Here is a 26,676-nt window from a genome sequence, read left to right as displayed (position 1 = left end):
ATCAAACACGATGCTTCTCATCCGCTGCCCCTATTGCGAGGAAGAGCGCCCGGAGCTCGAATTCCGCAACGCCGGCGAGGCGCATATAGCGCGCTCGGCCAACATATCAGGCGAGAGTGATGACGACTTCGAGAAGTTCTTCTTCATCCGGTCGAACCCAAAGGGCATCATCTATGAGCGCTGGCGGCACATGCACGGCTGCGCGCGCTTCTTCAACGCGGTGCGTGACACCGTCACCGACAAGTTCGTCATGACCTACAAGGCCGGCGAGCCCAAGCCTTCCAAGCTGCCGGGAGTTGCGAAATGAGCGGCGCGTTGCGCATTTCCGGCGCCGGGCGCCTCAGCCAGGCCAAGACCGCCCGCTTCAGCTTCGACGGCCAGTCCTACACCGGCATCGAGGGCGACACGCTGGCCTCGGCGTTGCTGGCCAACGGCGTGCATCTGGTCGGCCGTTCGTTCAAGTATCACCGCCCGCGCGGCATCCTGTCGGCCGGCGCGGAAGAGCCCAACGCGCTGGTGCAGATCGTGCGTGATGACGCGCGCAAGACGCCGAACGTGCGCGCCACGGTGCAGGAGCTCTATGACGGGCTCGCCGCCAATTCGCAAAACCGCTGGCCGTCGCTGTCCTTCGACGTCAGCGCCGTCAACGACCTGGCGTCGCCGCTGTTTTCGGCCGGCTTCTACTACAAGACCTTCATGTGGCCGAAGGCCGCCTGGAAGAGCCTTTACGAGCCGAAGATCCGCGAAGCCGCCGGCCTTGGCGTTTCGCCCGACAAGCCCGATCCCGACCATTATTCCTCGCGCTACGCGCATTGTGACGTGCTGGTGCTGGGCGGCGGTGCGGCCGGTATCGCGGCGGCACTTGCCGCGGCAGAGACCGGCGCGCGCGTCATCCTCGCCGACGAACAGGCCGAATTCGGCGGCAGCCTGCGCTTCGAGAGCGGCGCCAAGATCGACGGCCAGGACGGCTTTGCCTGGGCGCAAGCGGCGATCGCCAGGCTGAGGGCGATGGACAATGTCCGCGTGCTGCCGCGCACGACGGCGTTCGGCTATTACGCGCAGAATTTCGTCGGCCTGGTCGAGCGCGTCAGCGATCATTTGAAGGCCCCCGGCCACGACCTGCCGCGCGAGCGGCTCTGGCAGGTCCGCGCCAAGCGCGTGGTGCTGGCCTCCGGCGCCATCGAGCGCCACATGGTGTTTGCCAACAACGACCGGCCCGGCATCATGCTGGCGGGCGCGGCGCGCACCTTCCTAAACCACTACGGTGTCGCGGTAGGACGGAATGTCGGCGTCTACACCGCCAATGATTCGGCCTATGCGGCCGCGATCGACCTGAAGAAGGCCGGCGTCAACGTGGCGGCGATCGTCGATTTGCGCGACAACCCGACCGGCCCGGTGATCGACGAGGCGAGGGCGCTCGGCATCGAGATTAATTTCGGTCGCGCGGTGATCCGCGCCGGCGGCAAGTTGCGCGTGTCGTCGATGACGGTGCAGCCGAAGAATGGCGGCGGCGAACGCACTGTTCCCGTCGATGCGATCCTGATGTCGGCGGGCTGGACGCCGTCTGTGCATCTGTTCTCGCAGTCGCGCGGCAAGGTCGCCTTCAATGACGAGACCAAGCGCTTCGTGCCGGGCACTTACGCGCAGGACTGCATTTCGGTCGGCGCCTGCAACGGCACCGACGGGCTGTCGGCAACGGTCGACGAGGCCTATGCGGCTGGCGCCAAGGCGGCCAAGGATGCCGGCGCCAAGACAGCCAAGGGCACCAAGCCGAAGGTGGATGCCTCGGAGAGCTGGTCGCGCGGCATGCTGGGTGCGGCACCCGGCGCCGGGCCGGACACGACGGTCAAGGCCTTCGTCGATTTCCAGAACGACGTCACCGCCAAGGACATCCGCCAGGCGGTGCATGAGGGCATGCGCTCGATCGAGCACGTCAAGCGCTTCACCACCAACGGCATGGCGACCGACCAGGGCAAGACTTCCAACATGCACGGCCTGGCGATCGCCGCCGAGACGCTGGGCAAGCCAATCCCCGAGGTTGGGCTGACCACGTTCCGCGCGCCCTACACACCTGTCACCTTCGGCGCGATCGTCAGCCATGCGCGCGGCCCGCTGTTCGACCCGACCCGCAAGACCGCGATCCATCCCTGGGCCGAGGCGCAAGGCGCGGTGTTCGAGGATGTCGGCCAGTGGAAGCGCGCCTGGTACTTCCCGAAAGCCGGCGAGGACATGCATGCGGCGGTCGACCGCGAATGCGTCGCCGTCCGCAACCAGGCCGGGCTGTTCGATGCATCGACGCTCGGCAAGATCGAAGTGGTCGGCCCGGATGCGGCCAAGTTCATGGAACTGCTCTACACCAACCCGTGGGAGAAGCTGGAGCTAGGCCGCTGCCGCTATGGCATCATGCTGCGCGAGGACGGCTTCATCTATGATGACGGTGTCGTCGGCCGGCTGGCGCCGGACCGCTTCCATGTGACGACGACGACCGGCGGCGCGCCGCGTGTCATGAACCACATGGAAGATTACCTCCAGACCGAGTTCCCGCATCTCAATGTCTGGCTGACCTCGATCACCGAACAGTGGGCGGTGATTGCGGTGCAAGGGCCGAAGTCGCGCGACATCATCGCGCCTTTGGTCGAAGGCATCGACATGTCTGACGAGGCGCTGCCGCATATGTCGGTGCGCGAAGGCAAGATCTGCGGCGTGCCGACACGGCTGTTCCGCATGTCGTTCACCGGCGAGCGCGGTTTCGAGGTCAACGTGCCGGCCGACTATGGCCAGGCGGTCTGGGAAGCGTTGTGGGCCGAGGGCCAGAAGCATGACGCCACCGCTTACGGCACTGAGGCGATGCATGTGCTGCGCGCCGAGAAGGGCTACATCATCGTCGGCCAGGACACGGACGGCACGGTCACGCCAAACGATGCCGGTCTCGACTGGGCGGTCGGCAAGAAGAAGGTCGACTTCGTCGGCATCAGGGGCATGGCGCGGCCGGATCTGGTGGCCAAGGGCCGCAAGCAACTGGTCGGCCTCAAGACCAAGGACCCCAAGGTGGTGCTGGAAGAGGGTGCCCAGATCGTCGAGGACCCGAAGCAGGCGATTCCGATGAAGATGATCGGCCACGTCACCTCGAGCTATTGGTCGCAGAATTGCGGCCGTTCCATCGCACTGGCGCTGGTCGCCGGCGGACGTGACCGGATGGGCGATACGCTCTACGTGCCGATGCCGAACGGGGTGATCGAAGTGGAGGTTACCGGGATGGTGTTCTTTGACGAGACGGGAGGGCGCCTCAATGGCTAAGGCTGCTGCAAGGACGGCCGCGACGGCTTCGCCCTCGGCAGAGCGGCGTTCGGCATTGGCCGGGCGCACCGTCTCCGCAACAGGTGCCAAGGTCGAAGTGCTGCCACCGGCCGAGCGCATTTCGCTGCGTGCGCCGGAGGCTTCGGTCCCCGCCCTGTCGAAGGCGCTCGGCGTGACCTTGCCGAAGCAGCCGAAAACCTCGGCGTCGAAAGGCGGGCGTACGGCGCTGTGGCTTGGGCCGGACGAGTGGCTTGTCATCGACGAGGCCGGCAAGGACCCGCTCGCCGATTGCGCGGAGGTTTCCGCCTTGCACTCGTCTGTCGGTATCTCGCATCGCAACATCGCGATATCCGTCACCGGTCCGGCGGCGGAAGCCGCGATCAATTCGGGCTGCCCGCAGGATCTGTCGCTCGAGGCCTTCCCGGTGGGCGCCGCTTCGCGCACCATCCTGGGCAAGGCCGAGATCGTGCTGTTGCGCACGGCCGAGGACGCCTTCAGGGTCGAGTGCTGGCGTTCCTTCTCGGACTATGTCTTTACTTTCCTGTCCGAGGGAGCCCGCGACGCCGCCGGCTGACCTCGGAACGTTTGCCGCCCACGTCCGTTGTGCGGCGACAAGTCGAGGGAGAAATGCCGATGCCGTCGAAGTCCGCGCCGAAATCTCCGAAAACCGCGGCGGTCCGTTCGCTCGAACATGAGCGGCATCAAGAGGCCGACACCGAAGAGGAACTCGAGGAAGGCCTCGAGGATACGTTCCCTGCCAGCGATCCGGTGTCCATCACCAGTTCGGCGATCCCCGGTGCACCCGCCAAGCCCGGCAAGGCCAAGACGGTGGCCGGACGCAAAACCCGCAAGCCCTGATTTTAGCAGATTCCGGTTGAAGGCATCTTCCCAACACCTCCGAAGATGCGATATTCAAAGCGCTTTGGAGAGGAAAAATGCCGATAAAAGCTGTTGTCTGGGGCGAGAATGTCCATGAACAGACCAATGCCGCCGTGCGCGACCTCTATCCGCTGGGCATGCACGGCACGATCGCCGCGGCGCTGAACCAGGACAAGCGCATCGAGGCGACCACCGCCACCTTGCAGGAACCCGAACATGGCCTGAGCGAGCCGCGCCTGGCTGCCACCGACGTGCTGATATGGTGGGGCCATGCCGCCCATGGCGAGGTCAAGGACGAGATCGTCGAACGCGTGCAGAAGCGGGTCTGGGAAGGGATGGGGCTGATCGTGCTTCATTCCGGCCACTACTCGAAGATCTTCAAGCGGCTGATGGGCACGCCCTGTTCGCTGAAATGGCGAGAGGCGGGCGAGCGCGAGCGGGTCTGGGCGATCAATCGCGGCCATCCGATCGCGCAAGGCATCGGCGAGTGCCTGGAGATCGGCGAGACGGAAATGTATGGCGAGCCGTTCGCGGTGCCCGAGCCGCTGGAGACGGTGTTCATCTCCTGGTACGAGGGCGGCGAGGTGTTTCGCTCCGGCCTGACCTATCAGCGCGGCGCCGGAAAGATCTTCTACTTCTCGCCGGGCCACGAGACCTATCCGATCTATCACAATGAAGGCGTTCAGCAGGTGCTGCGCAACGCCGTGCATTGGGCACACAATTCGGCCCCGGCTTGGGCCGGCATCACCAACGCGCCGAATGTGCCGACGGACAAGGCCAAGGAGAAGATCGTCCAAAAAGGCCTGCGCCTGCATGCCGACGGTGACAAGGGGTTGAGCTGATGCACCGCCTGCTTTTGCTCGGCACCGGCTGGATCGCGGCACACCATATCGAGGAGTTCGGTCAGGTTCCTGGCTGCACCATCGTCGCTTGCGTCGATCGTCTGCCGGGCCGCGCTGCGGCGTTCGCCGCCGCCAACAAAATAGGCACCTTCTTCGAGAGCCTCGAAGCGGCGATCGCCTGGGGCGAGTTCGATGCCGCCATCAACGCGACGCCGGACCAGGTCCACAAGGCGACGACACTGGCCCTGCTGGCCGCCGGGAAACATGTCTTCTGCGAGAAGCCGCTGGCGCCGAACCATGCCGATGCGCTTGCGATGAGCGAAGCCGCCGAGGCGGCCGGGCTCGTCAACATGGTCAACCTGACCTATCGCAACACGCCGGTGATCCAGGAGGCGCGGCGCATGGTGCGGGCCGGTGAGATCGGCGAGCTGCGCCACGTCGAGGCCAGCTACAGGCAAAGCTGGCTGGTCAGCAAGTTCTGGGGCGACTGGCGGGTCGACGACAAATGGCTGTGGCGCCTGTCGAGCCGGCACGGTTCGACAGGCGTGCTGGGCGATGTCGGCATCCATATCCTCGACTTCGCGACCTATGGGGCGGCCGAGGATATCGTCTCCCTGCATGCCGATCTGGTGACGTTTCCGAAGGTCGAGGGCGACCGCGTCGGCGACTATGTGCTCGACGTCAATGACAGCTTGGCGATAACGGCGCGGCTCAGCTCAGGCGCGCTGGCCACGATCATGGCCAGCCGCTACACGACAGGCCATGGCAATGATTTGTCGCTGGCCCTGCACGGCACCAAGGGCGCGATCAAGGTCGAGACCGACGGCAAGGTTTCGCGGCTGTCCGCTTGCCTGGGTGATGACGTCGATCTGCACCGTTGGCGGACGTTGACGCCGCCTGACGTCAAGCACAATGCCCAGCGCTTCGCCGATGCGCTGGACACGGGACGGAACGGTGATCCGTCTTTCCGGCGCGCCGCCGAGATGCAGAAGCTGATCGATGCGGCCTTCGAAAGTTCAGCGACCAAGCTGCCGGTCTCGATCGCCTGAATCACCGTCTGGCCGGCTGAGCCGGCCAGAACCGACTTCCGAAATCTTGGTAGGCCGAAATCTCAGTAGGCGCTCGGCATGATCCACGGGTTCACCGTGATCCCGAGCCGCGGGCCCTTGCCGCTTGTCGTGGCTTCCGTGGAAGCTTTCTTGTCGACCGAACCGGTCGAAGCGCAATCGAGCTTCACATTGGTCTTGGTGTCGACGCAGGTCGCCGCAGTCGGGTGCTTGACCGGCTGGCTGGTGCCGGCGGCGAAAGCCGAACCCGAAAGTGCCAGCACGGCGGCGAGGGTGAGGAGTGTCTTTTTCATGGTCAGTCTCCGTGTTCGACGGGCGAATTTGTTCCGTACATGTACGTTACTTCGTACAAATACGTCCGTCGATCGCGAAGTTCAAGGGAGAATCGTACACGTACGGTAGTTTTTTGTTAACCAAGAAATTCGATCCCGATTTGGGTGCCAGGTCGGCGCGGAAATCTGCGAAACCGAAAGGGCGGGCGCTCAGCAGTTGACCGGTTTTTCGGTCAACGGCGGCACGTCTTGCGTGCTGAGCGTGGCAAGGGTGAAGTCGCACATCCGCTTCACGAAAGCCTGCGCGTCGCCGAAGGGATAGAAGGGGAAAGTGATCAACAGCGAGATCGTGCCATGGCCGACCGCCCACAGCATGGTGGCAATGGCGCGCGGATCGCCGTGCAATTTGCCGGCGGCGACACAGGCCTCGACCCTGCTGATCAGCACCTTCATCGCCGGATTGCCTTCCTCCATGTCCTCGTAGCTCCTGCCTTCCGGCAGCTTGGTCTTTTCGGTCATGAAGACGGTGCGGTACTCATTGGGATTGCCGAGCCCGAAGGCAGCGTATTCGGTCATCACCGCCTGCAAGGCCTCGATCGGATCGTCGGACGGGTGCTCCTCGATGCGCCGGGCGAGCGTTTCGAACGCGTCCTCGGCCAGCGCGAAGAGGATGTCCTGCTTGTCGGCGAAGTAGGAATAGACAGACATCGGCGCATAGCCGACCCGCTTGGCCAGCTTGCGGATGGTCAAGCCTTCATAGCCTTCTTCCTGGACGAGCTTGTGTGCCGCCTCGACAAGCTCCGAGCGCAGTTCGGCCTTTTGTTTCTCGCGGCGCTTCTGGACGCTCAGCGGCAAGTCTGTTGCCCTTGTCTGGTTGGTGCCTGGCTAAATTATATACGCTGTACGGAAACGAACAAGGGCGCCACGGGTTCCCAAGCGGCAGGCGTCATGCCGGTCATGAGGGAGTGGCCGGGTCGGCGGCACCCGTGATCAGCACCGTTCCTCCTTCGAAGCGGCCCATCCCGTCTCCCTCTTACGCCTGCTTGTGGATCAGTTTGGCGGCGAGATGCGAGAGCAATTTCACCGCCTCGCCGTAGGTTCTGGCCTTCTCCGGATTGGAAGCATTGCCGTCGAGCGCGCGCTTGTAGACACCCTGGCAGATTGCCGCCAGCCGGAAGAAAGAGAAGGCGAGGAAGAACGTCCAGTTGCCGATGCCGGTCAGCCCACGCCGCCGGCAATAGGCGGCGACATAGTCCTTCTCGGAGGGCAGGCCGAGTGCCGAGCGATCGATGCCGCCCAGGCCGCGAAAACCCGAGGCATGCGGCAGGCGCCATTGCATGCATTGATAGGCGATGTCGGCGAATGGGTGGCCTGACGTCGACAGTTCCCAGTCGAGCACCGCCAGCACCTTAGGCTGGTCCGGCGCGAAGATCAGATTGTCCAGCCGGTAATCGCCATGCACCAGCGCAGCCCTGGCATCATCGGCTGGCATATGGGTTTCCAGCCATTCGATCAGCCGGTCCATGTCGCCGATCGCGTTGGTTTCCGAGGCGCGGTACTGGCTGGTCCAGCGTGCCAGTTGGCGCTCGAAGTAATTGCCGGGACGGCCGAAATCGCCGAGGCCCACGGCCTCGGCGTTGACGTCGTGCAGGGCGGCAAGCGTGGCGTTCATGGCATCGTAGATCGCGGCGCGCTCATCGTTGCCGCGGGCCTCGGGCAGCGCCGGATCCCAGAAGATGCGGCCGTCGAGGAAATCCATGACGTAGAACATGCGGCCGATCGGCGAGTCCTCGGCCGACAGATGCAGCATTTCGGGCACCGGCACGGCGGTGTCCGAAAGCGCCTTCATCACCCGGAATTCGCGGTCGACCTGGTGCGCCGATTTCAAGAGTTGGCCTGGCGGCTTGGCGCGCAGCACGTAACGGCCGCTTTCAGCCGTCAGGAGATAGGTCGGGTTGGACTGGCCGGATTTGAATTTTTCGATTGCCGCGAGCCCGGAAAAGCCCGGGATGTGCGCCTCGAGGTAAGGCGCGAGGGCCGCCTGGTCGAGCGCGTTCGGTTCGTTCATGCCGTCTCGGGCTGGCGTTCAATCAAGGTCAGCGTCAGCCAGCGGGCGGTCAGCGCCGGTTTCTTCGAACCTTCGATCTCGATGGTCACGTCGTGCGCCGTCTGCACCCAGCCCGACGGCCTGACCTTGACGTCGGCCAGCACGAAACGGGTGCGGATGCGCGCGCCGGTCTTCACCGGCGCCAGGAAGCGTAGCGAATCGAAGCCATGGTTGACGCCCATCTTGCCGTTTTCCAGCGGCGGCATGGTCTCGAAGGTCATGGCCGACAGCAGCGACAGCGACAGGAAGCCATGCGCGATGGTGCCGCCGAACGGCGTTTCGCGCTTGGCCCGTTCCGGATCGCAGTGGATGAACTGATGGTCGTCGGTGGCGTCGGCGAACTGGTCGATCATGCGCTGCGTGACCACCCGCCAGGGCGAAACGCCGACCTCCTTGCCGACACTGGCCAGAAGCACATCGAGACTGATCGGTTCCACGCTCATGTCCTCCAGTTCACCTCCGGCTTCTGCGGCCGGAAAATGTCATTCCTTGAACAAGGTCAACCCATGCTGCACCGACTGCCCGCCGTCGATCGGCAGAATGGCGCCAGTGACATAGCTGCCTGCACGACTGCACAAATAGAGCGTTGCGCCGGCAATGTCATCCGGTGTGCCGATGCGGCCGATCGGGACATGGCTGCCGACATGCCTGGCCTGTTCGTCCGTGCCGGTGGCGAAGGCCGTCATGCGGCTCTGGAAGGGGCCTGGTGCGAAGGCGTTGACGGTGATGCGGCGGCCGGCGAATTCGAGCGCCAGCGTGCGCGTCAAATGGTGAACCGCGGCCTTGGAGGCGGTGTAGGAATAGGCGTCGTCGGCCAGCGGCTGCGTGCCCATCACCGAGCCCAGATTGATCACCCGGGCCGGATCGGCGTCGCTGGCAGCAGCATCGAGCAGCGGCAGCAATTCGCGGGTCAGATGGAAGACGGCGGTAACATTGACGCCAAACACCTTGGCCCATGCCGAATAAGGGAAGTTCTCCAGCGGCGCGCCCCAGGACACGCCGGCATTGTTGATCAGGATATGCAGTCTTTCGGCCCGCGCCTTGACCTCGCCGACCAGGGCGGCAATGCCAGCCTCGCTGGAAACGTCGCCGGCAAAGCCTTCCGCCCGGCCCGGGGCGCCAAGTCCGTTCAGTTCGCCGGCGACCTTGATGCAGTCCTCGCCCTTGCGCGAGGCGATCATCACGCTGGCGCCGGCCTTGACCAGCGCGGTTGCCGCCATGCGGCCGATGCCGGTCGCCGCTCCCGTTACCAGCGCGGTCTTGCCGGCAATCGAAAACAGCTCGTCCAGGTGGCTCATCCAAATTCTCCGCGCCGTTGCCCCGCCCGCGGGCAAAACAGTTCGCGTTGACAAGGCTATCCGAAGTACGGTCATCCTTGCCACGGATAAAATGCCTGGCGTGCATGAAGGGTTAGCGACCGATGACGCAGATGAATCTCGGCATGACCGAGCGGCTGAAGCCGATCCACGCACGCGTCGCGGCCATGGTTCGCGACGAGATCATGCCGCTTGACAAGGAATTCCTCGGCGAAGTCGGCAAGGCCGGCGACCGCTGGGTCTACAGCAAGCGCCAGAGCGAGATTCTCGAAGGGCTGAAGAAGACCGCGCGGGAACGCGGCCTGTGGAACTTCTGGCTGACCGGTTCGGAACGCGGCTACGGCCTGTCCACCGTCGAATACGCCTATCTGGCCGAGGAAATGGGCAAGGCACATCTCGGCGCCGAAACCTTCAACTGCTCCGCGCCCGACACCGGCAATATGGAGGTTCTGGAACGCTACGGCTCGGCCGAGCACAAGCTGGAATGGCTCGAGCCGCTGCTGGACGGAAAAATCCGCTCGGCCTATCTGATGACGGAGCCGGATGTCGCCTCCTCCGACGCCACCAACATTTCCATGCGCTGCGAGCGGCAGGGCGGTGACTATGTGCTCAACGGCGAGAAATGGTGGGCGTCGGGCGCCGGCGATCCGCGCTGCGCCATCTATATCGTCATGGTGCGGACCGGCGGCGATGAAGAGCCGCGGCATCGCCGCCATTCGATGATCCTGGTACCCTCGGCCACGAAAGGCGTGACCAAGGTCCGCGCCATGCAGGTCTATGGCGACGATGACGCGCCGCACGGCCACATGCATCTTCGCTTCGACAATGTGCGGATATCGGCGTCGAACCTGATCCTCGGGGAGGGCAGGGGTTTCGAGATCGCGCAAGGCCGGCTCGGGCCGGGCCGGATCCATCATTGCATGCGCGCCATCGGCCAGGCCGAGATGGCGCTGGAAATGCTGTGCCAGCGTTCCGTGCGCCGCGAGGCCTTCGGCCAGAAGCTGGCGAAACTCGGCGCCAATTTCGACATCATCGCCGAATGCCGGATGGAGATCGAAATGGCCCGGCTGCTCTGCCTCAAGGCGGCGTGGATGATCGACCAGGGCGACGCGCGGGCCGCGGCCCCCTGGATCAGCCAGATCAAGGTCATCGCGCCACGCGTGGCGCTCAAGGTCACCGACGAGGCGGTGCAGATGTTCGGCGCAAAAGGCATCAGCCAGGACACGCCGCTCGCGCGCTCGTGGACGCATCTGAGGACGCTGCGCCTCGCCGACGGGCCTGACGCAGTCCATCGACGCCAGGTGGCGCGGACGGAGCTGAAGAAATACACGCAGGAGAAGGTCTGAGCGGCAGTTAGGCTGGCCCCATACGGTTCTTCCCGCGGCAACCAAGGAGTGTCACTGATGACAATCCCCTCCGAAATGAAGGCGCTGCTCCTGGTCGGCGACGGTTATACCAGGACACCGAGCGGCAGTGCGCTCGAGGCGATGGAGCCGTATCTCGAGCCGGGAAGCATCGCCGTGCCGGCGCCCGGACCGAGCCAGGTGCTGATCAAGGTCAGTCTGGCTTCGATCAATCCATCGGATGTCGCCTTCATCAAGGGCCAGTACGGGCAGCCGCGCGCCAAGGGCCAGCCGGCGGGCTTCGAAGGTGTCGGCACAGTCGTCGCGGGCGGGGAGGAGCCCTATCCCGGGAGCCTCATCGGCAAGCGGGTCGCCTTCGCCACCGGTCTCAGCAATTGGGGCTCGTGGGCTGAATATGCGGTCGCCGAGGCGGCGGCCTGCATTCCGCTCCTCGATACGGTGCGCGACGAGGATGGCGCCGCGATGATCGTCAATCCGCTGACCGCGATCGCCATGTTCGACATCGTCAAACAGGAAGGCGAGAAGGCCTTCATCATGACCGCAGGCGCCAGCCAGCTCTGCAAGCTGATCATCGGCCTGGCCAGGGAGGAGGGGTTCCGGCCTGTTGTCACCGTGCGCCGCGACGAGCAGATCGCGCTGCTGAAAGAGCTTGGCGCGGCGCGTGTCCTCAACGAAAAGGCGCCGGATTTCGAGACCACCCTGCGCGAGGTGATGAAGGCCGAACAGCCGCGCATCTTCCTCGATGCGGTCACCGGGCCGCTGGCTTCGGCGATCTTCAATGCGATGCCTAAACGGGCGCGCTGGATCATCTACGGCCGGCTCGATCCCGAGGCCACGGTCATCCGCGAGCCCGGCCAGTTGATCTTCCAGCACAAGCACATCGAGGGCTTCTGGCTGAGCGAATGGATGCGTCAGTTCCGCGATCGCCGTGGTCCGGCGATTCTCGAGGCGCAGAAGCGGTTTTCCGATGGACGCTGGTCGACCGACGTGACGGCGGTCATTCCACTGGCCGAGACAATGGCGCGCTTGCCGGCGGAACTGGCCAAGCCCAACGGCAAGGTTTTCATCCGGCCTTGAAACGGTGACCTTGCTCTCGATGGTCGACACATTCACGTGTCCGGCTGCCATCGGACCGGCCGGATCGCCGCTTGCGCCATCGACCCCCCTATGCCGCGCCGCTTTGTCCGTGATATGCCGCCGCCATCGAATGCCGGGACGACGCCAGGCTAAGGCGTCTCCCCCAATGGCGTGCGGGGTGTATTGATGACGATTTCCAAGCCGGTTTTCGACCGTTTGGGGCTGAGCCTGTGGGTCGGGGCATTCCTGGTCGTCCTCGGGATGGTGCTATGGTCGCCCTACACGCGCACGGTGATGCAGGCCTACGGATTTGGCAGCGAGGCGTTCCTCAGCGGCCAGCCACTGTACAATCTCCAGTCCGAGATGGGCTATCTCTACGCGCCGGCCTTTGCCGCGCTCTATGTTCCGGTGCTGAAGCTCGGTCCGCATCTGGGCGGACTGGTGTGGCACGTGCTGGGGTTTGCGGTGCTCACCTTCGCCGCGATGCGCCAGGTGCGCAAGCTCGGTGGCGGGGAATTGACGTGGCTGCTTTCCTTCGGGCTCTTCCTTGCCTTGCCGATGGCGCTGGGTGCGATCCGCAACGGCCAGGCGACGATCCTCCTGACCGGCGCCTGCTGGCTCCTGACCCTGTCGGCGCTCGAAGGGCGGCGCGCCGAGACCTTCTTCTGGGCATCGGTCGCCATCATTGCCAAACCGACCGCGATCATCATGCTTTTGTTGGTGGGAGCCCTGCGCCTGCGGCTGATACCCGTGCTCGTGCTGGCGGTGCTGTTCGTGCTCGCCATTCCATATGCTTTCGCACCTGCCGGCTACCTCAACGAGCAGTACGGTGATTTCGCCAGCATGCTGACCTCCATGGCGGTCGACAAGTCCGGCCATTTTGTGCCCACCGACTTCACGGCGCCTTTCACGTCGGCAGGCCTACCCATGCCTGAATTCGCCGCCACGATCGTGCGTGTCGTCGTGGCATTGCTTACGCTATCGACCGTTCTCTGGTTCGACCGCAAGCTCCAGCCTGGAATGGCGGGACTGGCCATCTTCCTGACGGCCGCCTTCTACATGTGCGTCTTCAATCCGCGCGTCGAGCCAAATACCTACGCCATGATCGCGGTGCCTGCCGGCCTCGCTATCGCCACACTGTGGCGGGACGAGCGTGGCGGCGTCCTGGCTTCGGTGCTGTCGATGGTATTGTTCGTCACAGGTTTGACGGGCGTCGAGCGCCACATGCATGATTTCTTCTTCCCCTGGTTCCGGCCGCTCGCGGTCACCTTCATCGTCTGTCCGCTGATCTGGTGGTTCTGGGCCAAGGCGAGCGAAAAGATGGCGAATGTCGGACCCGTCGCACATGGCTGAGTTGCGTCAGAAACTCGATATCGTGGCGCCCTTCTTCAACGAGGCGCAATCGGCGTCGGCCTTTGCCGCGCTGCTCGACAGGCTCGAGGAAGCGGTATCAAGCCGTTTCGGCATGGCCGTCCACAAGATCCTGGTCGACGACGGCAGTCGCGACGATGGCGCCGAACGGTTTTCGCTGGCGCTGTCGGGCTCCTGGGAGATCGTTCGCCTCAGCCGCAATTTCGGCAAGGAGGTCGCGGTGCTCGCCGGCCTCGACCAGTCGCGCGGCGACATGGTGCTGATCATGGATTCGGACCTGCAGCATTCCATGGACATAAGCCTGCAGATGATTGCCGAGTTGGTGAAGCATCCCGATATCGACGTCGTCTACGCCCAGAACGACCGGCGCGAGGCCAGCTGGCGGCGCAGCCAGCTGGCGAAGCTGTTCTATAGCCTGATCAACAGCAGCCAGCGTTTCGATATCCCCGAGAACGCGGGAGATTTTCGCGTCATGCGCGGTACCGTCGCGCGCGCGCTGACCAGCCTGCGCGACAAGCGGCGCTTCAACAAGGGCCTGTTCGCCTGGGCAGGCTTCCGCCAGAAAGCCATACCCTATTCGCCGGAAAACCGGGCTGTCGGCACGTCGAAATGGAGCCGGCTCAACCTGATCGCCTTTTCGCTGGAAGGCTTTACGTCGTTTTCCGTCATCCCGCTGCGCATCATCAGCCTGAGCGGCATGCTGGCGGCGCTGGCGGGCATCGTTTACGGCGCCAAGGTGTTCTTCGAAGTGATGTTCTACGGCATCGCCGTGCCTGGCTATCCCAGCCTGATGGTCGCCGTCGTCCTGCTGGGTGGCCTCAACCTGACCTTGCTTGGTTTGATCGGCGAATATGTCTGGGTCACGCTGTCGGAGAGCAAGGACCGGCCGGTCTACATCGTGCGCGATGTCGTGCGCAGCGACGTCTCGGACAGGCCGCCAAGCGCGTCCGGCATATGACGCGGCGCATTCGCCTGATCGCCGACGACTACGGCCTGGCGCCAGGGGTTTGCGCCGGAATTCTAGACCTGCTCGACCGGCGACGGCTGACCGGCACCAGCTGCATGACCGGTTTTCCGGAATGGGCCGGGGCGGCGGCGCGTATCAGGCCGTTGTGCGGCCATGCGGCGATCGGGCTGCACCTGACACTTACGGATCAGCCGGCCGTCACAGGCAAGTCGAGCCTGGCGCCCGAGGGCCGGCTGCCGCCGCTTCGTTCGCTCGCCCTGCCGGTCCTGCGCGGCCGGATCGACAAGCGCGATGTCCATGCCGAACTCGACGCGCAGTACAGTCGGTTCGTCGAGGCGGTCGGCCGCAAGCCCGACTTCATCGATGGTCATCAGCACGTGCATTTCCTGCCCGTCGTGCGCGGATGGCTGCGGGCGTATTTTCCCGACGCCGCCGGCAGGCCGGTGCTGCGCGGCGCTCCGGCGCTTGGCGATGCCGCCGTCGCTTCGAAGATCGCGGCAATCGCTGCCGTGGCCGCCGGCTTCAATCAATCGATGCAGCGCGCCGGCTTTGCCGTTTGGAAGCCGCTCGCCGGCATCTACGACTGGCGGCAACCCGAAAAATTTGCGCCATTGCTGAAGGCCGCGGTCGAAGCGTTGCCGGACCATGGGCTGTTCATGTGCCACCCCGGCCATGTCGACGAAACACTGCGCGCGCGCGACCCGATGCAAGGCGTGCGCGAAGTGGAATTCGGGGTGCTGGCCTCGGATGCGTTCGGCGCGAGCCTGGCCCGCGCCGGTGTCGAGATCATGGACGGCAAGGGATGAGCGGAGCCGATCGACCCCAGCGTTCAACCGGCAGCAAGATCGCCCGTTTCGCGCTTGTCGGACTGGTGAACACGGCCATCGACCTTGCCGGCTTTTCCCTGCTGCTCAAGCTGCACGTCCCACCGCTTGCCGCCAACGTCCTCTCGTGGTCGATCGCCGTCATCTTCTCTTTCGTGGCCAATGGCTTCTGGTCGTTCGAGCGCAATCACGCCATCCGGCTGCATGACGCCTTCCTGCGGTTTGTCACGGCCGGGGCGCTGATTTCGCTCGGCGTCTCCAGCCTGTCGATCGCACTCTTCGCCGGCATCACCGGCGTGTGGCCGGCAAAGATCGGCGGGGTCATCGTGGCGGCTGTGCTGAACTTCCTTGCCGCGCGCTGGTCGATCGAAGGTCGGCTGCTGAAATAGCTATCTCTATTCCGCCGGTTCCACATTGGTGTAGGCGGCTTCCTCGAGTTCGCGCTTCAGCCGCGCTTCCTCATGGGTCTTCGGCGTGACGAAGCGGCCAAGCAGGAGATAGGCGACCGGTGTCAGGAACAGCGTCGAGACGGTGGCCAGGCCAAGCCCGCCGACGATCACCCAGCCGAGCGCCACGCGTGCCTCCGCGCCCGCGCCGGCGGCCAGCACAAGCGGCACACCGCCAAGTACGGTGCAGATCATCGTCATCATCACCGGCCGCAGGCGGATGGTGGAGGCCTGCTCGATCGCTTCGCGTACGCCCAGTCCCCGATCACGCAGTTGATTGGCGAATTCGACGATCAGGATGCCGTTCTTGGCCATGACGCCGACCAGAAGCACCAGGCCGATCTGGCTGTAGGCATTGAGGCTGGTGCCCGACAGCAGCAGCGCGAAAATGGCGCAGGCAAGGCCGAGCGGCACTGTCGCCATGATGATGACGGCACTGACGAAACTCTCGAACTGGGCGGCCAGCACCAAAAGGATGATGATCAGGGCGAAGCCGAAGATGGTGACCATGGCGCTGTTGGTTTCGCCCAATGTGGCGGCTTCGGCCAGCGGCAGGATGCGGCTGCCGGGCGGCAGGAGCGGCGTGGCGATCTCCTCGGCACGCGTCAGCGCATCGCCAAGCGCGAAATTGCCTGAGAGGTTGGAGGTGATTGCCACCGAAGGCTGCTGCTGTTCGCGCGACAGCGACGGCGGCACGGCGCGCTCGGTCAGCGTGGCGATGGTCGACATCGGCACGAAGCGGCCATCCGCCGTCTTGAGGAAGACATTTTCCAGATCGGTCGGGTCGTTGATCGGATTGGTGGTCGAGACCAGCTTCACGCCGTAGCTGCGGTCGGCGATGTAGACATCGACGACGTCGTTGCCGTCGAGCATGGCTTGCATGGTGTTGGCGAGCCCGGATATGTCGATGCCGAGGTCGGAAGCGCGCTCACGGTCGATGGCCACGGCCAGCTGCGGCTGCGTCGGGTCGATCGACAGGCGTGGCGTCTGGAAGCGCTGATCCTTCTGCATCTCGGCGATGATCTTGACCGCCGCATCGCCGAGCGCCTTGCGATCGTTGCCGACCAGAGCGAACTGCAGGCCGTTGCCGGCGCCGCGGATGCCGAGACTGTTGGGCTGGACCGGGAAGATGCGCACGCTGGGCACCTGTTTGGTCAGCTGGCTGATCTCGGCCATGATCTCCTGCTGGCTGCGGCTTCGCTCGTCCCACGGCGCCAGCGTCATCACCATGAAGCCCGAGTTGTAGGAACCGTTCTGGCCGGCGTTCTCGAAGGTCGAGCGAATCTCGCCGGAATCGCGCATCGGCTGGATCAGCCGCTCGATCTTCTGCATCTGCTGCGTGGTGTAGTCGAGGCTGACGCCTTGCGGGGCGTTGATGCGCAACAGCACGGCGGCGCGATCCTCGGTGGGCGTCAGTTCCTGGCGGATCGTGGCGAACAGCGTGAAGGCGATGCCGGCAAACAGCACCGCGACCAGAACCACGATCCACGGCGCGTCGAGACATGCATGGAGCGCACGCTTGTAGCCGGCATTGAGGACGCCGCCGATGCGCGCGCCGATGCCGTGGCCACCTTCGTGGTGAAGCGACGCGCTGGTCAGCATGCGCGAGGCAAGCATCGGGCAAAGCGTCAGCGCCACCACGCAGGACAGAAGCACCGACATCGCAAGCACGAAGCCGAATTCGCGGAACAGGCCGCCGGTCTGTCCCGGCAGGAACGAGATCGGTACGAAGACCGCGACCAGCGTCAGCGTGGTGGCAACGACGGCGAAGAACACTTCCTGTGCGCCGAGCACGGCGGCCGCGCGCGGCCCCATGCCCTCATTGCGCCGTCGCACGATGTTTTCCAGCACCACGATGGCGTCATCGACGACAAGGCCGGTGGCCAGCACCAAAGCGAGCAGCGTAAGGATGTTGATCGAGAAGCCGGCCAGATAGATGGCGGCTACGGTGCCGATCATGGCGACCGGCATCGACAGGCCCGGGATGAGCGTGGCGCGCCAGTCGAGCAGGAAGACGTAGATGACGATCAGCACCATGGTGACCGACAGGCCGAGCGCGATCTCGACCTCGTGCACGGCACCCTTGACGAAGACGGCGTCGTCGCTGGTGATCTTGATCGACATGCCGTTGGGCAGGTTCGCCTGCAGCTTGGCGACGGCGGCCTGGACGCCGGTCGAAATGTCCAGCGTGTTCGATTCCGCCTGCCGGATGATGCCGATGCCGATGCCGGTCTTGCCGTCCGAACGCAGCGTGGTCTGGCCGACATCGGGGCCGAGCGTGACGGTCGCGACATCGCGGATGCGCGTCGTGCCGCCGATGATGATGTTTTCGAATTCCGCAGGCGTCGTCACGTCGGCCGTGGTGCGGACGATCAGGTCCTGGTTGGTCGTGGTGATCGACCCCGCCGGGGAATCGAAGGCGACGGAGGCGAGCGCCGCCCTGAGGTCGGCGACCGTGAAGCCAAGGCTGGCGAGCTTGTTCTGGTCGACGTCGATGCGGAAGATCTTGTCGCGGTCGCCATAGACCTGGACGTCGGCGACGCCCGGGACGGCGGCCAATTCGTCCTCGATCTGGTCCTGTACCACCACCGTCATGTCCTGGATCGACAGGGTGTCCGAAGTCACCGCCAGCCGCATCACCGCGTCGGAATTGGCGTCGGCCTTGACGATGCGCGGTGGATCGGCCGTGTCCGGCATCTGGTTTGCAACGCGGCCGACGGCATCGCGCACATCCGAGGCTGCGACGTTGAGGTCGACACCGTCGTTGAACTCGATGGTGACGCGGCTCGATCCGAAGGAAGAGGAAGACGAGATCGACTTGACGCCGGAGACGCGTGCGACGGCGCCCTCGATCGTGTCGGTCAATTCGCGGTCGACGGTTTCGGCCGCCGCCCCCTCGAAGGTGGTGGAGACCGTGACCACGGCACGATCGACGTCGGGCAGTTCACGGATCTCGACGCCGTAGAAGGCCGCAAGGCCGGCAACCGCAATGAGGACGTTGAGCACGAAGGCCATGACCGGCCTGCGGATGAACAGGGCGGTGAAGCCGGTATCGCTGCCGGCGTTGACGGGTCCGGTCATGAGCCTTCCGCGGCGGTGGCGGCGCGCTGCTCCTGGCCGGCGATGCGAACCTCGCCGCCTTCGCTGACATTTTGGGTGCCCTCGGTGACAACCATGTCGCCGCGGCTGATCTCCGCGTCGATCAGCACGGTTTCGGTGTTGCGCTGGATGATGCGAACCGGCAACCGCCTGGCCTTGCCGTCCTCGACCTGCCAGACATAAGCACCGTCCGATCCCCACAGGATCGCAAGCGGGCTGACGGCGGGATAGGTCTCGCCGGGGAATTTCATGGTGATGGAGAACGACATGCCGGCGCGCAGCGAGTCGGCCGGGTTGGCGATCTTGGCCTTGACCAGGAGGGTGCGGCTCTTTTCGTCGATATGATTGTCGATCGCCGACACCGTGCCGGTATAGGCGTTGCTCTGATTGGCGATCGGCGTCGCCGTCAATTGCGCGCCGACCTTGACGGCGGCGGCGAAGCGTTCGGGCACCTGGAAATCGACCAGGATGGAGGACCGGTCGTCCAGCGTGGCGATCGCCGACTGGTTGGTCACGTAGTTGCCGGCCGAGATCGGCAGGATGCCGACGGTGCCCGATATCGGCGCCAGGATCGAGCGACGCTGCAGCGCAAGCTCGGCATCCTGAAGCGCCAGCTTGGCGCCGGCCAGCACCACTTCGGCATCGGCGACCGCGACCGGCGTGGCGGCGTTGGAGGCGCGCAGCGACTTGACGCGGTCGAGCTTGGCTTGCGCGTCCTGCAGGGCGAGCTTGGCCCGGTTCTGGGCAATGATCTCCGTCTCGGAATCGAGCGTGGCGATGATCTGCCCCTTGTCGACATGGCTGCCGGATTCGACCAGCAGTTCGGCAAGGCGGCCCGAACTATAGGGATTGACAGTCACCGAGGCGTTGGCGCGGCCGGTGCCGATCGCCTGCAGGCGGTCGTTGATGGTGGCCGTGCCGGCAGGCAAAGCGACGACGTCGACCTGCCGGGGGCCATTGCGATTGCCGGCCTGTCTCGCGTCGGCCGCACTGTTTCCGGCCGTAGGCGTCGCCGCATAGGCCCAGTCTATCCCCCAACGCGCCAGCACTTCGGGAGCTCCGGGATAGAAGCGCGCCCAGGCAGCCGCAGCGACGACCACGATCACAAGCGCAACGACAATTTGCTTTGAGGTGCGCATGACACTCCGGTTTCCAGGAATCGTCAGCCCCTTCCCGAAGGAGCGGCACAGCGACGGTACGGGCGGGCGGCGAAATCCGGCCACGCCGCACCTCGCATATCAGCGGTTTATGGCAATTATCACGCGATCGTGCACATTAAATCTCGGTAACGTGAAGTCGGGACACCCCGTCGGGACGGATGCAATTTGGCCGGGATCCGCCTAACGCAGGCCTTCCATCTCGCGGATGCGCCGGGCGCCGTCGGCCTCGAGTTGTCTTGTGACGGCGCCGATCAGCGTTTCGGCGACGACGAAAAGCGCCGCCGAAGAATCCCATGCGGAAGGCACGGCGGTTCGTCCGGCGATGACATGACGGGCAAAGCGGGCGATCGGCGACAGCCATTGATCGGTGAACAGTACGATCTGAACGCCGCGCTGGTGTGCCTTCTCGGCGAAGCGGACGAGGCTGTCCTGGTAGCGCCTGATGTCGAAGATCACCAGCACGTCGCGCTTGCCCATGTCGATCAACCTGTCGCGCCACATGCTCTCCTGTCCGGCGAGGTGAAAGACATCGGGCTGGATGACGGCGAGGTGGGCGGCCATGTAGCGCGCCAGGGGATCGGTGAAGCGGCCGCCGATCAGAAATGTCTTGCCGCGCCGCTCGGCAAGCCTGGTGGCAATGTCGGCAAGCTGCTTGTCGGACAGATGCCGGAAGGTCTCGCGCATGTTGTCGAGCGTCGCTTCCAGCATTGGCGATCCGGTGCCGCCGGGCGAGGGCGGATTGAGTGTGCGGGTTGCCGGCGACTGCAATTGCGCCGCCAGTTCATCCTGCAGGCTCGACTGGAATTCCGGATAATTCTGGAAGCCGAGCCGGGCGACGAAACGCAGGATCGTCGGCGAGGACACGCCGGCAGCCGCCGAGAACTCGGCGACCGTCTTCAGCCCGATCATCGGGTAGCTGGCGATCAGCGTCTGGGCCGCTCGTCGTTCGCCGGCGGGCATGGTGCCGATGCGGTCGGCGATCAATTCGGCAATGTTGGAAATCATGGTTTTCCCCACCCTTGGCCCGGCCGATGGTCTTTTCCCCAGATCGCATTTGACAAAGCCGGACAAACTGTATGAAATCATCCGTAGGGACGCAATGAGGCAAAATACGTAACATACGATACAGCGCTCCCTGGGGACGGCAGAGTATGGAGAAAGCACGGCCCGCCAGCCCTGCATCGTCTGATACCGTGGGGGTGACCAACCCCGGCGGATCGAGCCCCTTCGTACTGACCTGCGACCACGCTTCCAATTTCCTGCCCGCCGAATTCGGCACGCTCGGCCTCGCGGCCGAGGACCTGTCGCGCCACATCGCCTGGGATCCCGGCGCGCTGCCGGTTGCGCTGCGCATGGCGCAGGCGCTCGACGCGACGCTGGTCGAAACCCGCATTTCGCGGTTGATCATCGACTGCAACCGGCCGCTCGATGCGCCGGACCTGGTGCCGCCGGTCAGCGAAACCACAGCCATACCGGGGAATGCAGGCCTTTCGGACAAGCAGCGTGCGCAGCGCGTCGCCTTGTCTTGGCAGCCATTCCACGACACGATTGCGGGAATTATCGAAGACAGGCTGGCGCGCGGCCAGGAGACCCGGCTAGTCTCCGTGCATTCCTTCACGCCGGTTTACAAGGGCCGCAACCGGCCGTGGCATATCGGCATCATCCATGACGAGGATCGCCGGTTGGCGGCGCCGCTGATCGGCGCACTGCAGCGGCTTGCCGGCGTCACCGTCGGCGTCAACGAACCCTATTCGCCTGCCGACCGCGTCTATTTCACGCTCGAACGGCATGCGCGCTCGCGCGGGTTGTCCTGCGCGATGATCGAAATCCGCAACGATGAAATCTCCGGCGAAACCGGGCAGCGGAAATGGGCGGATCTGCTTGCGGGCATTTTTTTGAATCTGGAGCCAGAGGAGGCCAAGGGCTCTCGACGAAGCGCAGTCGGAAAGTCAGTTCAATCGGCCAGCTAAGAACCAAGAGGGGAATTCTGACATGACAACACCTGATCACTCCGACAAGTCGGAGGACACAAAAATCCTTCACAGTATGGGTTACGCCCAGGAATTGGCTCGCCGCATGAGCGGCTTCTCCAACTTCGCCATTTCCTTCTCGATTATCTGCATCCTGGCGGGCGGCATTACGTCTTTCCCGCTGGCGATGGCCACCGGCAGTGGTTTCGAGGCGACCATCGGCTGGCTCATCGGGGGCGTCTTCGCCCTTGTCGTCGCTGCTTCGCTGGGCCAGATCGGCTCGGCCTATCCTACCGCCGGCGGCCTCTATCACTGGTCGTCGATCCTGGGCGGTCGCGGCTGGGGCTGGGCTACGGCCTGGATCAACCTGCTCGGCCTGATCTTCGTGGTCGCCTCGGTGAATGTCGGCGTCTACCTGCTGTTTCAAGGGCTCGTCGCAGGTCCGATCTTCGGCTGGGACACATCGACCTGGGGCTTCTGGCAGCAGACGGTGGCTGTCGTGATCATTACCGTCACCCAAGGTCTGTTCAATCATCTCGGCATCAAGACGACAACGAGATTGACCGATTTTTCCGGCTACCTCATCCTCGTCGTTGCGGTCGTGCTGACGCTGACCTTCCTGATCTGGGGCGCGCATGGTTTCGACCTTTCGCGACTGACGACCTTCGTCAACACGACCGGCGATCTCGGGGGCGGCTATGTTCCGACGGCCCGCACGGCGCTGGTGGCCTTCCTGATCGGCCTTCTCTACCCGCTTTACACGATCACCGGCTTCGACGCCTCGGCGCACACTGCCGAGGAGACACACAATGCCCGCGTTGCGGTGCCCAGGGGCATGATCCACGCGGTCCTCTGGTCTCTCGTCTTCGGTTTCGTCATGGCGGTCTCCTTCGTCCTTGCGAGCCCCGATCTCGTGGCGACCGCCAAGGACGGCGGCAATGCCTGGTTCAACCTGTTCAACAATCTGCCGGCGCCAACCTGGCTCAAGGCTCTGCTCGGCATCGCCATCGTGCTGTCGAACTATCTGTGCGCGCTGGCCGGCCTCACTTCGACGTCGCGTATGATCTTCGCCTTTTCGCGTGACGGGGGTCTGCCGGGGTCGTCTTTGTGGAAGCAGGTTTCGCCGACCTGGCGCACGCCAGTTCCGGCTATCTGGCTCGGCGTCGTGCTGTCGATCGCCGCCACGCTCTATTCGCCGGCTTTCGCGGCGCTTGCAGCCGGCTGCGCTCTCTTCCTCTACGTCTCCTATGCCATGCCGATCGCAGCCGGACTTCTTGCGGAAGGAAAGAGCTGGACCGAATTCGGACCATTCCGGCTCGGCATCTGGTCAAAGCCGTTCGCCATCATCACCGTGCTTGGTGTCCTGGTGTTGATGTATGCCGGCATCCAGCCGCCCTTCGACATCCTGATCAATTATGCGATTGGGTTGATCATTCTGCTCGTCGTCTTGTGGTTCGCCGTTGAAAATCGCCGCTTCCAGGGGCCGCCCATTGGCGAGGCGGCACTCGCCAAGCGCAGGGCGACCATCGCAGCGGCCGAAAAGGCCGTCGGCGAATCCGCCTAAACAGCCAATCAAACCGTGGCGGGTTCGCTCGCCACGGTTTTTTCCCGTTCAATATGACAAGCCCGAAACGACCAAGCGCTGGAGTGCCAAAGGAATGGCCGGAAATTTCTCGTTCGATCAGTTGAAGAAAGCGGTCTCCAATGGCGAGATCGACACGGTGCTGGCATGCATCGTCGACATGCAGGGCCGACTGGCGGGAAAACGATTCCTGGCGCAGTACTTCGTCGATTCCGCACATGACGAAACGCATGGCTGCAACTATCTGCTGGCGGCCGATATCGATATGGAGCCGGTGCCGGGCTACAAGGCAGCAAGCTGGTCGAAGGGCTATGGCGATTTCGTCATGAAGCCGGACCTTGCGACGCTGCGGTGTATTCCCTGGTTGGAAAAGACGGCGCTGGTGATCTGCGACGTGCTCGACCACCATACCCATGACGACCTTCCGCACTCGCCGCGCGCCATATTGAAGAAGCAGGTGAAGCGGCTGACGGAGCGTGGCTATATCGGCTATTTCGCTTCCGAGCTCGAATTCTACCTGTTCAACGAGACCTACGATTCCGCCCGCAAGAAGCACTGGCAGGGTCTCGACACCGCGTCGCCCTATATCGGCGACTACCAGATCGGCATCACCACCAAGGAAGAAGGCGTCATGCGCCGGCTTCGCAACGAGATGGAAGCCGCCGGCATTCCGATCGAGAATTCCAAGGGCGAGTGGGGTCCGGGCCAGGAAGAGATCAACGTGCGTTATGCCGAAGCGCTCGACATGGCCGACCGCCACGTCATACTGAAGAACGGCGCCAAGGAGATCGCCGAGTCCGAAGGCAAGGCGATCTCCTTCATGTCGAAGTACAATTACGGCCTCGCCGGCAATTCCAGCCACATCCACAATTCGCTGTGGAGCGCCGACGGCAAGACGCCGCTGTTCTTCGACAGACAAGCCGACTGGACCTTGTCGACACTCGGCCAGCAATGGGCGGCCGGACAGTTGAAGTATGCGAAGGAATTCACCTGGTTCCTGGCGCCCTACATCAACTCCTACAAGCGCTTCCAGGCCGGCACCTTCGCACCGACCAAGATCATGTGGAGCGAGGACAATCGCACCGCCGGCTTCCGCCTATGCGGCGAGGGCACCAAGGGCATCCGCATGGAATGCCGCATCGGCGGCGCCGACCTCAATCCGTATCTTGCCTTTGCAGCCCTGATCGCGGCCGGGCTGGCCGGCATCGACGAGAAGCTTGAACTGCAAAAACCTTTCGTCGGCGATGCCTACCAGGCTTCGCGCCTGCCGGAGATCCCAAAGACGCTGCGCGATGCCACCGAGACGCTGGCCAAGTCGAAGATGCTGAAGCAGGCGCTCGGCGAGGATGTGCTCGAACACTATGTCCACACGGCAAAGTGGGAACAGTTCGAATACGACCGCCGTATCACGGATTGGGAACTGCACAGGGGGTTCGAGCGGTACTAGATTGCCACGACGTTAGCGCCGTCCCTCACCCTTACCCTCTCCCCGTGAAGAACGGTGAGAGAGGGATGCCAGCGCTGGAGCGTTTCCCTTCTCCCCGTCGCTACACGGGGAGAAGGGTGCCGGCAGGCGGATGAGGGGCAGCGCCAAGCCATGTGATTTTTCGATTGTTACAGAAGTGCGAGGACTTAAACGATGACCGAAACGGTCAAACTGAAATCTCCCATCGACGGCTCGATCTATGCCGAGCGTCCGGTCGCGACGGACCAGGCGATCAATGCCGCGGTCGAGCGTGCCAAGGCGGCGCAGGAGAAGTGGGCGCAGACGCCGATCGTCGAGCGCGGCAAGTACATGCTGGCGATGCTCGAAGCGCTGGTTGCGAAATCAGACGAGATCGTGCCGGAGATCGCCTGGCAGATGGGGCGTCCGGTTCGGTATGGCGGCGAGTTCGGCGGCGTCAAGGAGCGCACCACCTATATGGTCGAGATCGCCGAGGCGGCGCTGAAATCCGTGCCGGCTTCCAATCCCAAGGACGGCTTCCGCCGCTATGTGAAGAAGGATCCGCTCGGCGTGGTCATGGTGATCGCGCCATGGAACTATCCCTATCTCACAGCCGTCAACACCATCGTGCCGGCACTGATGGCCGGCAATGCCGTCATCCTGAAACATGCGGCGCAGACATTGCTGGTCGGCGAGCGCTTCCAACAGGCTTTCGACAAGGCCGGGCTGCCCAAGGGCGTGTTCCAGAACGTCGTTCTCAATCACGCCCAGACCGAAAAACTGCTGGGTTCGGGCAAGATCGACCATGTCAATTTCACCGGATCGGTCGCCGGCGGCCGCGCCATTGAAACGGCGGCGGCAGGCACCTTCATGACGCTTGGCCTCGAGCTCGGCGGCAAGGACCCGGCCTATGTGCTGGCCGATGCCAAGATGGACCACGCCGTGGCCAATCTGGTCGACGGCGCCTTCTACAACTCAGGCCAATGCTGCTGCGGCATCGAACGCGTATATGTGCACGAGAAGGTCTATGACGAATTCGTCGAAGGCTTTATCGCCGAGACGAAGAACTACGTCGTCGGCAATCCGCTCGACCAGACGACGACGATGGGGCCGATGGCGCAGGCGCGTTTTGCCGACCTGATCCGCGAGCAGAAGGCCGAGGCGCTGCGCAAGGGTGCGGTGGCGCACATCAACATGAAGGTGGCCAACGACCAGCCCGGCTCGCCCTATCTGGCGCCCGAGGTGCTGACCGGAGTCGACCACCAGATGAGCGTCATGCGCGAGGAAAGTTTTGGCCCGATCGTCGGCATCATGAAAGTGCGCAACGACGATGAGGCGATCGCGCTGATGAACGACAGCGCCTATGGGCTGACCGCCTCGATCTGGACACGCGACACCGAGCACGCGGTGGCGATCGGCGACCGGGTCGAGACCGGCACGGTGTTCATGAACCGCTGCGACTATCTCGATCCGGCGCTGGTCTGGACCGGCGTCAAGGACACCGGCAAGGGTGCCGGGCTGTCGGCCATCGGCTACGACAATCTGACGAGGCCGAAATCATTTCATCTGCGTGAAGCCATCTAATTTTCGAA

The 26,676-nt window shown here is 64.0% G+C and carries 24 protein-coding genes; 16 read left to right on the top strand and 8 right to left on the bottom strand.

Going from position 1 to position 26,676, the window contains the following annotated elements:
• Positions 1 to 10 precede the first annotated feature (10 nt).
• The 6 genes from EN861_RS22675 (at position 11) to EN861_RS22650 (ending at position 6,067) form a co-directional block, all read left to right on the top strand.
• Positions 11 to 307, top strand: coding sequence for a sarcosine oxidase subunit delta (locus tag EN861_RS22675; RefSeq protein WP_015315781.1), 297 nt, complete (start codon positions 11 to 13; stop codon positions 305 to 307).
• Positions 304 to 3,297 (top strand): sarcosine oxidase subunit alpha, encoded by a 2,994-nt coding sequence (locus EN861_RS22670; RefSeq protein WP_135865671.1) that lies wholly within the window; start codon positions 304 to 306, stop codon positions 3,295 to 3,297. Before EN861_RS22675 ends, EN861_RS22670 begins: the two co-directional genes overlap by 4 nt.
• On the top strand, positions 3,290 to 3,871 hold the full coding sequence (locus EN861_RS22665; protein ID WP_127279072.1) for a sarcosine oxidase subunit gamma: 582 nt from the start codon (positions 3,290 to 3,292) through the stop codon (positions 3,869 to 3,871). The genes EN861_RS22670 and EN861_RS22665 overlap by 8 nt, the downstream gene beginning before the upstream one ends.
• Before the next feature lie 59 nt (positions 3,872 to 3,930).
• Positions 3,931 to 4,155 carry a hypothetical protein gene (locus tag EN861_RS22660; protein ID WP_127279071.1) on the top strand — a complete coding sequence of 75 codons (225 nt, stop codon included), beginning with the start codon at positions 3,931 to 3,933 and terminating at the stop codon, positions 4,153 to 4,155.
• A gap of 77 nt (positions 4,156 to 4,232) precedes the next feature.
• A complete protein-coding gene (locus EN861_RS22655; RefSeq protein WP_135865669.1) occupies positions 4,233 to 5,018 on the top strand; it encodes a ThuA domain-containing protein in 786 nt (261 codons plus the stop codon).
• Entirely contained in the window at positions 5,018 to 6,067 is a 1,050-nt protein-coding gene (locus tag EN861_RS22650) for a Gfo/Idh/MocA family oxidoreductase (protein ID WP_135865667.1), read from the top strand. The genes EN861_RS22655 and EN861_RS22650 overlap by 1 nt, the downstream gene beginning before the upstream one ends.
• A 62-nt stretch (positions 6,068 to 6,129) precedes the next feature.
• On the opposite strand, the gene EN861_RS22645 is transcribed toward EN861_RS22650, so the two are convergent.
• From EN861_RS22645 to EN861_RS22625, 5 genes are all read right to left on the bottom strand, one after another.
• The gene (locus EN861_RS22645) at positions 6,130 to 6,378 is read right to left on the bottom strand and encodes a DUF680 domain-containing protein (protein WP_127869940.1); all 249 of its coding nucleotides are present in this window, start codon (positions 6,376 to 6,378) and stop codon (positions 6,130 to 6,132) included.
• A gap of 189 nt (positions 6,379 to 6,567) precedes the next feature.
• Positions 6,568 to 7,212, bottom strand: coding sequence for a TetR/AcrR family transcriptional regulator (locus EN861_RS22640; protein ID WP_127869939.1), 645 nt, complete (start codon positions 7,210 to 7,212; stop codon positions 6,568 to 6,570).
• Positions 7,213 to 7,390: 178 nt separating this feature from the next.
• On the bottom strand, positions 7,391 to 8,425 hold the full coding sequence (locus EN861_RS22635; protein WP_135865664.1) for a phosphotransferase: 1,035 nt from the start codon (positions 8,423 to 8,425) through the stop codon (positions 7,391 to 7,393).
• On the bottom strand, positions 8,422 to 8,907 hold the full coding sequence (locus tag EN861_RS22630; RefSeq protein WP_019861112.1) for a MaoC family dehydratase: 486 nt from the start codon (positions 8,905 to 8,907) through the stop codon (positions 8,422 to 8,424). The genes EN861_RS22635 and EN861_RS22630 overlap by 4 nt, the downstream gene beginning before the upstream one ends.
• A gap of 39 nt (positions 8,908 to 8,946) precedes the next feature.
• Complete coding sequence (locus EN861_RS22625) at positions 8,947 to 9,762, bottom strand: SDR family oxidoreductase (protein ID WP_135865662.1); 816 nt, start codon at positions 9,760 to 9,762, stop codon at positions 8,947 to 8,949.
• Positions 9,763 to 9,884: 122 nt separating this feature from the next.
• On the opposite strand from EN861_RS22625, the gene EN861_RS22620 reads away from it, so the two are divergent.
• From EN861_RS22620 to EN861_RS22595, 6 genes are all read left to right on the top strand, one after another.
• Entirely contained in the window at positions 9,885 to 11,126 is a 1,242-nt protein-coding gene (locus EN861_RS22620) for an acyl-CoA dehydrogenase family protein (RefSeq protein ID WP_135865659.1), read from the top strand.
• Between the two features lie 57 nt (positions 11,127 to 11,183).
• Positions 11,184 to 12,221 (top strand): zinc-binding dehydrogenase, encoded by a 1,038-nt coding sequence (locus EN861_RS22615; RefSeq protein ID WP_135865657.1) that lies wholly within the window; start codon positions 11,184 to 11,186, stop codon positions 12,219 to 12,221.
• Positions 12,222 to 12,407: 186 nt separating this feature from the next.
• Positions 12,408 to 13,574, top strand: a complete 1,167-nt coding sequence (locus EN861_RS22610; protein ID WP_127279543.1) for a glycosyltransferase 87 family protein — start codon at positions 12,408 to 12,410, stop codon at positions 13,572 to 13,574.
• Positions 13,567 to 14,550 (top strand): glycosyltransferase family 2 protein, encoded by a 984-nt coding sequence (locus EN861_RS22605; protein ID WP_135865655.1) that lies wholly within the window; start codon positions 13,567 to 13,569, stop codon positions 14,548 to 14,550. The genes EN861_RS22610 and EN861_RS22605 overlap by 8 nt, the downstream gene beginning before the upstream one ends.
• Positions 14,547 to 15,365 carry a ChbG/HpnK family deacetylase gene (locus EN861_RS22600; RefSeq protein WP_127869934.1) on the top strand — a complete coding sequence of 273 codons (819 nt, stop codon included), beginning with the start codon at positions 14,547 to 14,549 and terminating at the stop codon, positions 15,363 to 15,365. The genes EN861_RS22605 and EN861_RS22600 overlap by 4 nt, the downstream gene beginning before the upstream one ends.
• Positions 15,362 to 15,772 carry a GtrA family protein gene (locus tag EN861_RS22595; protein ID WP_127869933.1) on the top strand — a complete coding sequence of 137 codons (411 nt, stop codon included), beginning with the start codon at positions 15,362 to 15,364 and terminating at the stop codon, positions 15,770 to 15,772. The genes EN861_RS22600 and EN861_RS22595 overlap by 4 nt, the downstream gene beginning before the upstream one ends.
• 6 nt (positions 15,773 to 15,778) lie before the next feature.
• Here the strand turns inward: EN861_RS22595 and EN861_RS22590 are convergent, their stop codons facing one another.
• From EN861_RS22590 to EN861_RS22580, 3 genes are all read right to left on the bottom strand, one after another.
• Complete coding sequence (locus EN861_RS22590) at positions 15,779 to 18,910, bottom strand: efflux RND transporter permease subunit (protein WP_135865653.1); 3,132 nt, start codon at positions 18,908 to 18,910, stop codon at positions 15,779 to 15,781.
• Positions 18,907 to 20,067: an efflux RND transporter periplasmic adaptor subunit gene (locus EN861_RS22585; protein WP_135865651.1), complete on the bottom strand. Its 1,161-nt coding sequence runs from the start codon at positions 20,065 to 20,067 to the stop codon at positions 18,907 to 18,909. The genes EN861_RS22590 and EN861_RS22585 overlap by 4 nt, the downstream gene beginning before the upstream one ends.
• Before the next feature lie 201 nt (positions 20,068 to 20,268).
• On the bottom strand, positions 20,269 to 21,093 hold the full coding sequence (locus EN861_RS22580; RefSeq protein WP_135865649.1) for a MurR/RpiR family transcriptional regulator: 825 nt from the start codon (positions 21,091 to 21,093) through the stop codon (positions 20,269 to 20,271).
• Between the two features lie 146 nt (positions 21,094 to 21,239).
• Here EN861_RS22580 and EN861_RS22575 point away from each other — a divergent pair, with 146 nt between their 5' ends.
• The 4 genes from EN861_RS22575 (at position 21,240) to EN861_RS22560 (ending at position 26,668) form a co-directional block, all read left to right on the top strand.
• A complete protein-coding gene (locus EN861_RS22575; RefSeq protein ID WP_135865647.1) occupies positions 21,240 to 22,058 on the top strand; it encodes an N-formylglutamate amidohydrolase in 819 nt (272 codons plus the stop codon).
• A gap of 22 nt (positions 22,059 to 22,080) precedes the next feature.
• On the top strand, positions 22,081 to 23,622 hold the full coding sequence (locus EN861_RS22570) for an amino acid permease (RefSeq protein ID WP_127279066.1): 1,542 nt from the start codon (positions 22,081 to 22,083) through the stop codon (positions 23,620 to 23,622).
• 94 nt (positions 23,623 to 23,716) lie between these two features.
• Positions 23,717 to 25,087, top strand: coding sequence for a glutamine synthetase family protein (locus tag EN861_RS22565; RefSeq protein ID WP_127869928.1), 1,371 nt, complete (start codon positions 23,717 to 23,719; stop codon positions 25,085 to 25,087).
• Between the two features lie 192 nt (positions 25,088 to 25,279).
• Positions 25,280 to 26,668 carry an aldehyde dehydrogenase family protein gene (locus EN861_RS22560; protein WP_135865645.1) on the top strand — a complete coding sequence of 463 codons (1,389 nt, stop codon included), beginning with the start codon at positions 25,280 to 25,282 and terminating at the stop codon, positions 26,666 to 26,668.
• Positions 26,669 to 26,676: the final 8 nt, after the last annotated feature.

It is taken from the genome of Mesorhizobium sp. M8A.F.Ca.ET.218.01.1.1, assembly GCF_004791165.1.
Lineage (GTDB): Bacteria > Pseudomonadota > Alphaproteobacteria > Rhizobiales > Rhizobiaceae > Mesorhizobium.
Note: the sequence above shows the minus strand (reverse complement) of the source record. Positions and strands in the feature narration are given on the sequence as shown.

Bases quoted from the DNA above. Each gene is read 5' to 3' on its own strand.
- EN861_RS22675 (WP_015315781.1), top strand. From the start codon at position 11: ATGCTTCTCATCCGCTGCCCCTATTGCGAGGAAGAGCGCCCGGAGCTC.
- EN861_RS22670 (WP_135865671.1), top strand. From the start codon at position 304: ATGAGCGGCGCGTTGCGCATTTCCGGCGCCGGGCGCCTCAGCCAGGCC.
- EN861_RS22665 (WP_127279072.1), top strand. From the start codon at position 3,290: ATGGCTAAGGCTGCTGCAAGGACGGCCGCGACGGCTTCGCCCTCGGCA.
- EN861_RS22660 (WP_127279071.1), top strand. From the start codon at position 3,931: ATGCCGTCGAAGTCCGCGCCGAAATCTCCGAAAACCGCGGCGGTCCGT.
- EN861_RS22655 (WP_135865669.1), top strand. From the start codon at position 4,233: ATGCCGATAAAAGCTGTTGTCTGGGGCGAGAATGTCCATGAACAGACC.
- EN861_RS22650 (WP_135865667.1), top strand. From the start codon at position 5,018: ATGCACCGCCTGCTTTTGCTCGGCACCGGCTGGATCGCGGCACACCAT.
- EN861_RS22645 (WP_127869940.1), bottom strand. From the start codon at position 6,378: ATGAAAAAGACACTCCTCACCCTCGCCGCCGTGCTGGCACTTTCGGGT.
- EN861_RS22635 (WP_135865664.1), bottom strand. From the start codon at position 8,425: ATGAACGAACCGAACGCGCTCGACCAGGCGGCCCTCGCGCCTTACCTC.
- EN861_RS22630 (WP_019861112.1), bottom strand. From the start codon at position 8,907: ATGAGCGTGGAACCGATCAGTCTCGATGTGCTTCTGGCCAGTGTCGGC.
- EN861_RS22625 (WP_135865662.1), bottom strand. From the start codon at position 9,762: ATGAGCCACCTGGACGAGCTGTTTTCGATTGCCGGCAAGACCGCGCTG.
- EN861_RS22620 (WP_135865659.1), top strand. From the start codon at position 9,885: ATGACGCAGATGAATCTCGGCATGACCGAGCGGCTGAAGCCGATCCAC.
- EN861_RS22615 (WP_135865657.1), top strand. From the start codon at position 11,184: ATGACAATCCCCTCCGAAATGAAGGCGCTGCTCCTGGTCGGCGACGGT.
- EN861_RS22610 (WP_127279543.1), top strand. From the start codon at position 12,408: ATGACGATTTCCAAGCCGGTTTTCGACCGTTTGGGGCTGAGCCTGTGG.
- EN861_RS22605 (WP_135865655.1), top strand. From the start codon at position 13,567: ATGGCTGAGTTGCGTCAGAAACTCGATATCGTGGCGCCCTTCTTCAAC.
- EN861_RS22600 (WP_127869934.1), top strand. From the start codon at position 14,547: ATGACGCGGCGCATTCGCCTGATCGCCGACGACTACGGCCTGGCGCCA.
- EN861_RS22595 (WP_127869933.1), top strand. From the start codon at position 15,362: ATGAGCGGAGCCGATCGACCCCAGCGTTCAACCGGCAGCAAGATCGCC.
- EN861_RS22590 (WP_135865653.1), bottom strand. From the start codon at position 18,910: ATGACCGGACCCGTCAACGCCGGCAGCGATACCGGCTTCACCGCCCTG.
- EN861_RS22585 (WP_135865651.1), bottom strand. From the start codon at position 20,067: ATGCGCACCTCAAAGCAAATTGTCGTTGCGCTTGTGATCGTGGTCGTC.
- EN861_RS22580 (WP_135865649.1), bottom strand. From the start codon at position 21,093: ATGATTTCCAACATTGCCGAATTGATCGCCGACCGCATCGGCACCATG.
- EN861_RS22575 (WP_135865647.1), top strand. From the start codon at position 21,240: ATGGAGAAAGCACGGCCCGCCAGCCCTGCATCGTCTGATACCGTGGGG.
- EN861_RS22570 (WP_127279066.1), top strand. From the start codon at position 22,081: ATGACAACACCTGATCACTCCGACAAGTCGGAGGACACAAAAATCCTT.
- EN861_RS22565 (WP_127869928.1), top strand. From the start codon at position 23,717: ATGGCCGGAAATTTCTCGTTCGATCAGTTGAAGAAAGCGGTCTCCAAT.
- EN861_RS22560 (WP_135865645.1), top strand. From the start codon at position 25,280: ATGACCGAAACGGTCAAACTGAAATCTCCCATCGACGGCTCGATCTAT.